This is a genomic window from Vibrio sp. 10N.261.52.A1, assembly GCF_002876325.1.
GTDB classification, from domain to species: Bacteria; Pseudomonadota; Gammaproteobacteria; order Enterobacterales; family Vibrionaceae; genus Vibrio; species Vibrio chagasii.
In genome coordinates, this window is record NZ_MCYD01000621.1 from 1 (window position 1) to 9,149 (window position 9,149).

7 protein-coding genes are annotated in these 9,149 nt (G+C 44.9%); 6 read left to right on the forward strand and 1 reads right to left on the reverse strand.

The window, feature by feature from the left end:
• The coding region (ppsA, locus tag BCT81_RS11165; RefSeq protein WP_102424309.1) for a phosphoenolpyruvate synthase at window positions 1-1,798 on the forward strand (1,798 nt) is incomplete at its 5' end.
• 53 nt (window positions 1,799-1,851) lie between these two features.
• Here ppsA and BCT81_RS11170 read toward each other — a convergent pair.
• Window positions 1,852-2,967, reverse strand: coding sequence for a hypothetical protein (locus tag BCT81_RS11170; RefSeq protein ID WP_102424311.1), 1,116 nt, complete (start codon window positions 2,965-2,967; stop codon window positions 1,852-1,854).
• Between the two features lie 319 nt (window positions 2,968-3,286).
• Between BCT81_RS11170 and BCT81_RS11175 the strand changes: the two genes are divergently transcribed.
• The 5 genes from BCT81_RS11175 to BCT81_RS11195 all read left to right on the forward strand — a co-directional run bounded on the left by BCT81_RS11175 (window position 3,287) and on the right by BCT81_RS11195 (window position 9,051).
• Window positions 3,287-4,621: an MATE family efflux transporter gene (locus tag BCT81_RS11175; RefSeq protein WP_102424313.1), complete on the forward strand. Its 1,335-nt coding sequence runs from the start codon at window positions 3,287-3,289 to the stop codon at window positions 4,619-4,621.
• Between the two features lie 513 nt (window positions 4,622-5,134).
• Window positions 5,135-5,800 (forward strand): PAS domain-containing protein, encoded by a 666-nt coding sequence (locus BCT81_RS11180; RefSeq protein ID WP_102424315.1) that lies wholly within the window; start codon window positions 5,135-5,137, stop codon window positions 5,798-5,800.
• 24 nt (window positions 5,801-5,824) lie between these two features.
• Window positions 5,825-6,208 carry a RidA family protein gene (locus BCT81_RS11185; RefSeq protein ID WP_102424317.1) on the forward strand — a complete coding sequence of 128 codons (384 nt, stop codon included), beginning with the start codon at window positions 5,825-5,827 and terminating at the stop codon, window positions 6,206-6,208.
• 37 nt (window positions 6,209-6,245) lie between these two features.
• A complete protein-coding gene (locus tag BCT81_RS11190) occupies window positions 6,246-7,652 on the forward strand; it encodes a cation:dicarboxylase symporter family transporter (RefSeq protein ID WP_102424320.1) in 1,407 nt (468 codons plus the stop codon).
• Window positions 7,653-7,728: 76 nt separating this feature from the next.
• Window positions 7,729-9,051, forward strand: a complete 1,323-nt coding sequence (locus tag BCT81_RS11195) for a CoA-disulfide reductase (protein WP_102424322.1) — start codon at window positions 7,729-7,731, stop codon at window positions 9,049-9,051.
• Window positions 9,052-9,149 lie beyond the last annotated feature (98 nt).

Here is a 9,149-nt window from a genome sequence, read left to right on the forward strand (position 1 = left end):
TTCAGACAAAGCCTCTTCAGGTGTAATGTTCACCCTTGATACAGAGTCAGGCTTCGACCAAGTAGTATTCATCACCTCTTCTTGGGGCCTAGGTGAAATGGTTGTTCAAGGTGCTGTGAACCCAGATGAGTTCTACGTGCACAAGCCAATGTTAGAAGCAGGCCACCAGCCTATCGTGAAGAAGACCTTTGGTTCTAAGTTGATCAAGATGATCTACTCAACCAACCAAGAGATCGGTAAGCAAGTCGACATCATTGATACGGATGAGCAAGAGCGTAATCAGTTCTCACTGAACGACGAAGAGATCAAAGAGCTGGCAAAACAAGCGATGATCATCGAGAAGCACTACCAACGTCCAATGGACATTGAGTGGGCGAAAGATGGCATCGATGGCAAGCTTTACATTGTTCAAGCTCGTCCAGAGACGGTATGTTCTCAAAGCGACCAAAACGTTATCGAGCGTTACGAGCTAAATAACAAGGCAGATGTACTCGTTGAAGGCCGTGCTATCGGTCAACGCATCGGCTCTGGTCCAGTTCGTTTGGTTGACTCTCTAGACCAAATGTCACTGGTTCAAGAAGGCGATGTACTAGTAACAGACATGACAGACCCAGATTGGGAACCTGTTATGAAGAAAGCCTCTGCTATTGTTACCAACCGTGGCGGTCGTACTTGTCACGCAGCAATCATCGCTCGTGAGTTAGGCATCCCTGCAATCGTTGGCTGTGGCAGCGCAACAAGCAACCTTGAAGATGGCGCGACTGTAACAGTGTCGTGTTCTGAAGGTGAAACCGGTTATGTCTACCAAGGTGAATTAGAGTTCGAAATCAAACGTTCTGAAGTTGATGAGCTACCATTGCTACCAACTAAAGTGATGATGAATGTGGGTAACCCAGATCGTGCTTTCGATTTCGCGCAGATTCCAAACGAAGGTGTGGGCCTTGCTCGTCTCGAGTTCATCATCAATAAAATGATTGGTATTCACCCGAAAGCGCTGCTTAACTTTGACGCTCAGTCTGACGAGCTTAAAGCTGAAATCACACAGCGTATTCGTGGTTACAAAGATCCTATCGATTTCTACGTAAGCAAACTAACAGAGGGCATCGCGACCATCGCTTCTGCATTCTGGCCTAAGCGTGTGATCGTACGTATGTCTGACTTCAAGTCGAACGAATACAGCAACCTAGTTGGCGGTAAAGAGTTCGAACCACATGAAGAGAACCCAATGCTGGGCTTCCGTGGTGCATCTCGTTACATCTCGCCTGTATTCGAAGACTGTTTCGAGCTAGAGACTCAAGCGATCAAACGTGTTCGCAACGAAATGGGTCTTAAGAACGTTGAAATCATGATTCCATTCGTTCGTACACCAAGCGAAGCGGCATCGGTTATCGACATTCTGGCTAAATTCGACCTTCGCCGTGGCGACCAAGGTCTGAAAGTCATCATGATGTGTGAGCTACCATCGAATGCAATTTTGGCTGAAGAGTTCTTGAAGTACTTCGATGGCTTCTCTATTGGTTCGAACGACATGACGCAGCTGACGCTTGGCCTAGACCGAGATTCAGGTGACGTGGCACACCTATTCGATGAGCGTAACCCAGCTGTGAAAGCGATGCTGAAAATGGCTATCGACGCGGCAACCAAAGCCGGTAAGTACGTGGGCATTTGTGGCCAGGGCCCATCTGACCATGATGACCTAGCGGAGTGGTTAATGGAGCAAGGCATCAGCTCTGTATCCCTAAACCCAGATACGGTTATCGATACGTGGTTGAAGCTAGGCAACGTTGCTAGCAAGTAATCTTCACTAATCGAAATATGAATAAAGCCAGTCATTACGACTGGCTTTTTTAACTATTCCAATAAGGCTCTGGCATTGTCACCTTGTTCATAGATATACAGGCTGACACGAGACAATATGGTTATCTCTTCCATGCTCACTTGGAGTGAGTTTTGACCTCTTCCAAGGTTCGCCCTCAAGCGATCGACAAGCTCCTGCACGGCTATCAAATCATCTCTCGCTTTCGGTACTCGCGTCTTCATGAAATTAAACCATTTTTCACTCATATTACGGTTTATCTTAGCGAGCACTTCGCTATTAGTAATAGTAAATGCCTTATCTAGATTACCGCCATCACGAAGAATATCGTAAATAATATGACCATTTTTCTTCGCTACCATCATGTTCCGAGTATTAAGCTGTAGCTCACCAATATGTCCATTCGCCATCTTTAAAAAGAACTTAATATCTTTGTAGCCAGCATCGGTTGCACCGCAGTTGAACTTAGCGTTGTCACCTTGGCTCGTACCGTAGCGATCTTTCATTGCTGATTGGTAGTGCTTCAGTTCAACAAATTCTTTGGTCAAGATGATCATTGCCTTTGCTACGATCATATCGTCCATATTCTCAAACACGATCGTCATGCGCGCTGCATCTTTAAGATCACCGATGTCGTAATGACGTTTACGGTTAGTGATCTTGTCTAACGCACCGTGGAAGTCTTTTACACCTAAGTAAGCACCGGGAGGTTGCTTGAGCGTACCATTACATACTGAAGCCACTTTCACTGAGAACTCTCTGAGGGCCTCTTGCGCTTCAACAGTTTCCATAAACATCATGAAGAGTTGTTTCTTCTTGAGCGTTGCGTTGGCAACTTGATTTCGAGAACCAAAATCGAGGTTACCATTTGCTAGCTTCTGGCTTGATGTTTCATCCAGATAGTCATGGATCTTCTCTTTCTGCGTCATGATGTCGAGAATCACCTGATCTTGCTTTTTATTCGCTTCATTCAGGTAATCGAAGTTTTCCACTTTCTGCTTCAGTGCTTGTAGCTTCTGTTGGTAATCTTTAACGTTAACCAATCGAAAGCCCTGAGACATAATGCCTTGCTGGTTTATCTTGGCGAGCACCTTAGCCTTATTCTTCCTAACTTGCTCTTGGCTAATCTGAATTTCTTCTGTGGTCGGCATATCTTAGTTCCCTCTCCAATATGCAGTTCATTCTGTACTGTCGGATGCACTATCCGTTTTCCTATAAGGATACTAGTTTATGGATTTGATAATTACATTAGCCATGAAGGATAAGCCTATAAAATAAATAAGGTTTGAGAGGTAGTTCCATAAAGTCACAGAACAAAATGCGCCAATTCTATCAACCGCAGGGTTAAGGAATATAACGAGATCCGGTAACAATGATTGGTATCGTGCTGGCCTTACGTTATCCTTTACACAATTCTTCACAGCTTGACGTTACCGCTGTGAGTCTATCTTCAAGACCAAAAAGAGTAATATGAATTCTACTATCGCAACTCCCTCACCTTCGCTTGGCCGACAACTCTATACCATGACGTGGCCAATGCTGTTTGGGGTGCTTTCTCTAATGAGCTTCCAACTTGTAGACAGTGCCTTCATTGGCCAGCTCGGCGTTCTGCCGCTTGCTGTTCAAGGTTTCACGCTACCTATTCAGATGATCATCATCGGAATTCAAGTCGGGTTGGGCATCGCGACCACAGCAGTCATTGCACGTGCCATTGGTGCTAACGAAATGCGCTACGCTAAGCAGCTAGGTGGGCTTGTGATCGCAATGGGAAGTGTGAGTGTCGCACTTTTTTCAGTCATCATTTATCTGCTTCGTGGCCCAATTTTAGAACTACTCGATGCGCCAGCAAGCGTATTACCGATCATTGACTCTTACTGGATCTATTGGTTAATCAGCTCTTGGACAGGTGCACTACTCTACTTTTACTACAGTGTGTGTCGTGCCAACGGTAATACTATGCTGCCCGGCTCAATGATGATCGCAACCAGCATCATCAACCTTATATTGGATCCAATCTTCATCTTTACGCTCGACATGGGCATCAACGGTGCAGCGATTGCGACGATTTTGGCTTTCGGTGCAGGCATCTTTATCGTGGCGCCCAAAGTAACCAAGAAACATTGGATGACGTTCGATTGGCACGATCTTGACATCGGTAAGAGTGTTCGATCGATTGGCAACATCATGGGGCCTGCGATGGTAAGTCAATTGCTACCACCAGTTTCTTCTATGTTGGCAACTAAGCTGCTGGCAGGCTACGGTACGGCTGCCGTTGCGGCTTGGGCGCTGGGTTCTCGTTTTGAGTTTTTCTCAATTGTTGCGGTGCTTGCATTGACCATGTCGATGCCACCAATGGTTGGTCGCATGTTGGGAGAAAAGAACCTGACTGATATTCGTAGCTTGATCAAGATTGCCGCAACCTTTGTACTTGGCTTTCAAGTCGTAATTGCGCTCGTTACGTGGGTATTCTCAAGTGGATTAGCAGGATTGATGACGAGCGACAGTGAAGTGACCACAATCCTAAATTATCACCTCTTGATTGTCCCAATCAGCCTTGGTCCTCTGGGAATCTGCATGCTGATGGTGTCGGTTTCGAACGCCCTAGGTAAGTCTTACACCGCATTAACGATTTCAGCACTGCGTCTGTTCGCTTTCTTCTTGCCTTGTTTATGGATTGGCTCTCACCTAGCTGGAATTGAAGGCCTATTCTGGGGTGCCATGGTCGGTAATGTGTTTGCTGGAACCTGCGCATGGTTCATGTACCAACGTGCTTTAGGCCAAGTTGAAGCTAAACTTGCCAGCTAACCCGCGAGCAAGCTTTTAGCTTATATTTGTTAAATACAAAAAAGCAGCCACTTAGGCTGCTTTTTCGTTATCCAAGTTCTGATTTACTATCCTTCCGCTGACTATCCTTTTTTAATGCAGTCTCATCGATTAAGCCTTCATTCCCACCGAAAAAGAATGCCGACCGGTCATCATTTCAGTCTCAGAATTACTGGCTAGATTTCCGCACATAAGAAACATCCATCGAACCGATTTTTATGCCCCCTTTAGAACTTGTCCTAGATCATTAAAGTGTTCAAAAATGCAATCTTTGGTTTTAAATATTTAAACTTTGATGAAGTTTAAGAAATTAAACCATATTGAAGATGGTTTGGTGATCCTGTTCAAATTTCACTCCTAATTTAGGTTAAATTTCCGTTATTTGTTGGTGTTTTAGACGGTTTTTATCGGTTTACAGAAGTTTACTGCATCTTGTTCAAATACCACCAAAGGAGTAGATTCCAGTCATCGAGTTCAAAAATGTAAACCGAAACTATGAATGTAAAACAAGTTAGATTCACCGATGAAGATAGAGAATGTTTAAGCAATTACTTTCGCTTAGCAGACACACTCGCTGATTTAATTGGCCCCTATTGCGAAGTAGTCATTCATTCATTTGAAAGCTTAGAAAACTCGGTAGTGAAAATCGTCAACGGTCATCACACAGGTCGTGAAATTGGCTCTCCAATCACAGATCTCGGTTTACGTATGTGGAACACCTTTGAGAAAACTGGCGAAGTTTCTCCAAAGAGCTACTTCACTAATGCAGCAGATGGTTCCCTACTAAAATCAACCACCTGTGTGCTAGCTGGTCCACAGAAAAAGCCGATTGGCATGCTGTGTATCAACATGAACTTATCCTTCCCATTCCCTGAAATCGTTAAAACGTTAATGCCAACGTGCAACGTGTCTCAAACACTAGTCAGTGAGACTTTCAGCAAAAGTGCAAACGATGTGATTCAACAAGCACTGACTGCTGCCATAAAAGAAGTGGAACAAGACGAAACGATTTCCTGCAAAAGTCGCAACAAAGCCATCATTCGTTGTTTGTTTGATAACGGCGTATTTGAGCTAAAAGAGACGACGACACAAGTATCAGAACAACTTGGGATCAGCCGTCAGGCGGTTTACAAGTTTATCCGTGAATTTAAATCAGAATAAAACCAATAATTTAGGAGTTACATCGTGAAACAGATCATTGCCACTGAACAAGCACCAGCAGCTATCGGGCCGTACTCACAAGGTACGTCTTACGGCGAAATGGTTTATACCTCAGGTCAACTACCTCTTGTTCCAGAAACCATGCAGTTTGTTGAGGGCGGTATTAAAGAGCAAGCTCGCCAGTCTCTTGAAAATTTGAAGGCCGTTTTAGAAGCGAGCGGAGCTGGGCTAGACACTGTATTGAAGACAACCTGCTTCCTGTCAGACATGGAGAACTTCGTTGCGTTTAACGAAGTGTACACCGAAGTATTTGGCACGGAGAACGCACCTGCTCGTTCTTGTGTAGAAGCAGCAAAACTACCAAAAGACGCACTGGTTGAAGTTGAAGCCATCGCATACAAAAAATAACCGACTTAGGTATTAATGGGTATCATAGGAGATTCTCATGAGCGTTTCATTTATTGGATTAAGCATACTGTTCTTTGGGTTCTACGCACTGTTGTCGAACTTCAAAAAACAAAAGAAAAGTTTTAACTTCCGCGTACTCAGTGCGCTTGCTGCCGGCTTGTTGTTCGGTGGTGCAATTCAACTGGTTTTTGGTGTAGGCAACGCCGCAACAGCAGGCTTCGCTGAGCTGATTTCAGTGTTCGGTAAAGGTTACATCAAACTTCTACAAATGATCGTTATCCCGCTAGTATTCGTAGCGATGATCTCTTCGATCATGAACGTTGAAGGTGGTGGCGCACTATCTCGTATCGCACCAAAAATCATCGGTATTCTACTTTTCACTTGTGCAATCTCAGCAGCCGTTGGTATCGCAAGTATTTACCTATTTGGTATCGATGCAAACGCGCTAGTCAGCACAATCGGCACCAACAGTGCAATTGAAGCACGCGGCGATTCATTGGTAGCAACACAAGATGCAATGGCAAGTAGCGGTCTGTCTGGTATGGCGCTATCTATCATCCCAACCAACATCTTTGACATGCTAACAGGCTCTCAGCGTACCTCGACACTATCGACAGTATTGTTCGGTATGTTCCTTGGCTACTGCATCCTACAAGTGAAAAACCGTAAGCCAGAGAAAGTGCAAAACTTCGTTGATTTCATCAACTCTGCAAAAGAAGTTGTACTGTCAATGGTACGTGAAATCTTGAAGCTAACGCCTTATGGTGTGTTCGCTCTGATGACAACCTTCATGATGACCAACGACCTATTCGCACTCGCTGAAATGGGCCGCTTCCTGCTAGCAAGCTACGTGGCAATCGGCGTGATGTTCGGCATCCACTTCGTGATGGTGTCGATGTTCGGTCTGTCTCCTGCGAAGTTCATGAAGAAAATCTGGCCTGTATTAGTATTCGGCTTTGGTTCTCGCTCAAGCATGGCGGCAATCCCACTAAACGTTGAAACACAAACTCAACGCCTAGGTGTAGACGAAGAAACAGCAAACATGTCAGCAACATTTGGTACCAGCATTGGTCAGAACGGTTGTGCGGGTATCTATCCAGCAATGCTAGCTATCATGGCGGCTCAAGTAATGGGTATGCCAGTTGACCTAGGCTTCATCCTACAACTAATTGCTGTTATCGCGATTGCTTCATTCGGTATCGCTGGTGTTGGTGGCGGTGCAACATTCGCAGCGGTAGCTGTACTAACCATCATGGGTCTAGATATCACGGTTGTAGCAATTCTGGTTTCTATTGAAGCGCTAATCGACATGGCTCGTACTGCGCTAAACATCTCAGGCTCTATGTTGTCTGGTGTTCTAACAGCTAAGAAGAACGGCTCACTGAACACAGAACAATACGATGCTGATGTAGCTGCAACAGTTTCAAAAGAAGCTGCAGTATAATCTCCACGTTTAATTAAGAGCACTCACATGGGTGCTCTTCTGTTTTTCCTGAGTTCAGGTTATTTAGGTAATAAATATGAAAGTTGTTGTTATAGGCGGTAGCGCCGCTGGTATGAGTTTCGCAGCCAAGTACAAACGTAATCAACCATCAGACGAAGTCATTGTTCTAGATAAGCGTAGTTACATCTCATTTGGCGCATGTGGTTTACCCTACTTTGCGGGCGGCATGTTTGACGACACGGAACGCATGATTTCTCGTACGCCAGAACAAGCGATTAAATCTGGCTTAGACGTTCGTGTTGAAACAGAAATGGTCGCACTAGACCGCGTTGAAAAGCAGATTAAAGTTCGTCATAAAGGCGAAGAGAGCATCATCGATTACGATATGGTGGTGATTGCCACGGGCGCGCGTCCTATCGTTCCTTCGTTCGGTGAATACAACTCAGAACACGTGTATACGCTGACAAGCATGGAAGATGGCTTAGCAGTAAAAGAAGCGTTGAAAGACAGTGACAAACAACGAGTGTGCGTAATTGGCGCTGGTTTTATAGGTCTAGAAGTATTCGACGCAGCACATGGCCTCGACAAGCACGTAACCATCATAGAACGTGAACAGCACATAATGAGCCGCCAGTTCAGTCCAGAGATCATTGAAGTAGTTGAAGGGGTAATTAGAGAGTCAGGTGCAGACCTCAAAACAGGGTGCAGCGTGTCTGCAATTCGTAACGCAGAGCAAGGTGGTTACATCGTTGAAACCGATAACGGCAATGTCGAAGCTGATATCGTTATCCTGTCACTCGGTTTCAAACCAAATACTGAAGCATTCGAACTAGCAAAAGCAGCAAATGGCGCGTTACTGGTAAATGAATATGGCGCAACTGAAGACGCTTACATTCATGCTGTAGGCGACTGTGCAGTGGTTCATCACATGGCATTAGGCAAACCAGTATATGTACCACTTGCAACCACAGCTAACAAACAAGCGCGCATGATGGCTGATAAGCTAGCAGGTAAAGATACTTACATGTCAGGCTTCTTAGGTTCATCTTGCTTGAAGGTTCTCGATTACGAACTGGCATGTACTGGCGTGAATGAACTTCTGGCGAAAGAACATAACTTAGATGTGAAAGTATCAACAATTTCTGACAAGAACCAAACCGACTACTATCCAGGTCAAGAAGACATAAAAGTGAAGCTGGTTTACCACCCAGAAACCAATATACTACTTGGTGGAGAAATCATTGGTAAGAAAGGAGCTGTGGGCAGAATCAACGCATTAGCCGTTGCAATCACCGCGAAGATGACAACTCAACAACTAGGCTATATGGATTTCTGTTACGCACCACCATTCTCCCGCACATGGGATGCGCTGAACGTGGCTGGTAACGTCGCCAAATAGGCCTTACTAGTCGCAAAGACATACAACTAAAACATCAAAGCAGAGCCTGAGCGCTCTGCTTTTTTATAGCCTCAACTCTACGAAGCTTACAGCTAGAT